A 1692-nucleotide genomic window follows, 5' to 3' on the forward strand; every position below is an offset into this window, starting at 1 on the left:
GCTGAGCCGAGCGCACCGTCCGAACGCTGGCCGGCGGCCGGCTGCTGACCCGCAACTACCCGCCGTCCGCCGACCCCGGCATCTGCGACGCGCTCGTGCCGCAGCAGGGCCCGAACTACGCCTTCGCCAAGCGGCTGCAGCGCTGGCGGGCCACCGCCGCACGCCACGACGGCGTGCGCGTCTCGCTCAACGTGGCCCCGTCGACCCGCACCCGCTCGGTGGTCAAGAACAAGGCGCTGGCCGCGGCGTACGCCGGCGCGCACCGCTTCGGCGTCGAGGTCTTCGACCCGGCCACGAGCAACACGCTCATGGCCGCGCTGCTCGTCCACGACCTCAAGGCCGGCGCCCCCGCCGAGCCCGAGCCGTGGATGGAGGAGGCCGCCGGCGCCTGCCACGGCGGGCTGTGGACCGCGGCGTACCACCCGCGCAGCGCGCTCGGCCTGGCCGCCGTCCTCGGCGTCGGCGCCCTCCGCGGCTAGCCCTCACCTCGCGAGGGGCCCGAGCCCTCGCTGGGAGTGACGTTGTGCACGGTGGCACCGGCGTGTCGCGTGCACAACGTCACGCTCAGCGCGAACGGGACTCAGTCGCGGAAGGTGACGAACTCGTCCAGGGGGACGCGGGTCGTGCGGTACGTGTTGGTCGGGTGCGCCGGGTCGGGGACGCCGAAGGCGATGCCGCAGACGACCTGGCGGTCCTCGTCCAGCCCGAGGTGCTCGCGCACGACCTCCGACCGCAGCGCGATCGCCGCCTGCGCGCACGCGCCGAGGCCCAGCGCCTGGGCGCCGAGCAGGAACGAGTCGACGAACAGGCCGCAGTCGATCGCCCCGTAGGTGCCCAGCGACGCCGTGGTCGTGACGATCGCGGCGTGCGGGGCGCCGAAGAAGTCGAAGTTGCGCAGCATCTGCGCCGCGGACGCCTCGCGGTCGCCCTTGGCGACGCCGACGGCCTCGTACAGCTGCCAGCCGGACTCGCGGCGCCGGTCGGCGTAGCGGCCCTCGTAGCCCGGCGGGAAGGCGATGTCCGGGGTCCAACGCTCGGCGTCCGCGGCCATCGCCTTGACCAGCGCCGCGGTGGCCTCGCCCGAGAGCACCGTGACCTCCCACGGCTGGGTGTTGCACCACGACGGCGTGCGTCCGGCCACGGCGAGCAGGCGCTCGATCGTCGCGCGAGGCACCTCGTCGGGCAGGTACCCGCGGCAGCTCCAGCGCTCGGCCAGCAGCCGCTCGAGGACGGTCATGTCATCCATGGGTGCTCCACATCTGCGTGAGGGTCTGCAGGACGGCGACGAGCGCGAGCGGCTGATCGAGCATCACGTGGTGGCCCGAGTCGAGCACCGTGGTCACCGGCACGCGGCCGCCGAGACGCTCGGCCACGTCGGCGACGATGGCCGGCGTGGCCATGCCCCGCTCGGCGCGCACCAGCGCGACTGGGCACGCGCCTTGGCCAGCATGTCCGGGCTCATCGCCGACGAGGCGAAGATCCGCTGGTCGAACTTCCAGGTCCAGCCGTCGTCGACCCGGCGCACCGACTCCTCGGCGACGTGGCGCGTGACGTACGGCAGGTCGCTGCGGTCGTCCGGCAGCGTGCGGAACCGGCCGACGATCGTCTCGCGGTCGGGGTAGCGCCGCGTGCGGGGTGCGGCGGCGACCCCCCGCGCGCGCTCGCGGACGTCCGCGGGCAGGACCCGGACGG

4 protein-coding genes are annotated in these 1692 nt (G+C 74.7%); 1 reads left to right on the forward strand and 3 read right to left on the reverse strand.

Translation table 11 applies throughout. The annotated features are described in order from the left end of the window. Positions 1-95 precede the first annotated feature (95 nt). Positions 96-479 carry a hypothetical protein gene (locus tag AC2W7G_RS15575; protein WP_485869238.1) on the forward strand — a complete coding sequence of 128 codons (384 nt, stop codon included), beginning with the start codon at positions 96-98 and terminating at the stop codon, positions 477-479. A gap of 101 nt (positions 480-580) precedes the next feature. Here the strand turns inward: AC2W7G_RS15575 and AC2W7G_RS15580 are convergent, their stop codons facing one another. The 3 genes from AC2W7G_RS15580 to AC2W7G_RS15590 all read right to left on the reverse strand — a co-directional run. Further along, entirely contained in the window at positions 581-1246 is a 666-nt protein-coding gene (locus AC2W7G_RS15580) for a nitroreductase (RefSeq protein ID WP_485869239.1), read from the reverse strand. After that, positions 1239-1373, reverse strand: coding sequence for a hypothetical protein (locus tag AC2W7G_RS15585; protein WP_485869240.1), 135 nt, complete (start codon positions 1371-1373; stop codon positions 1239-1241). Before AC2W7G_RS15585 ends, AC2W7G_RS15580 begins: the two co-directional genes overlap by 8 nt. After that, positions 1340-1692, reverse strand: a 353-nt coding sequence (locus AC2W7G_RS15590) for a hypothetical protein (RefSeq protein ID WP_485869241.1), incomplete at its 5' end; no start/stop codon positions are given. The genes AC2W7G_RS15585 and AC2W7G_RS15590, both read right to left, overlap by 34 nt.

It is taken from the genome of Aeromicrobium sp. PFPM2_SD2 (assembly GCF_057364525.1).

Bases quoted from the DNA above. Each gene is read 5' to 3' on its own strand.
- AC2W7G_RS15580 (WP_485869239.1), bottom strand. From the start codon at position 1,246: ATGGATGACATGACCGTCCTCGAGCGGCTGCTGGCCGAGCGCTGGAGC.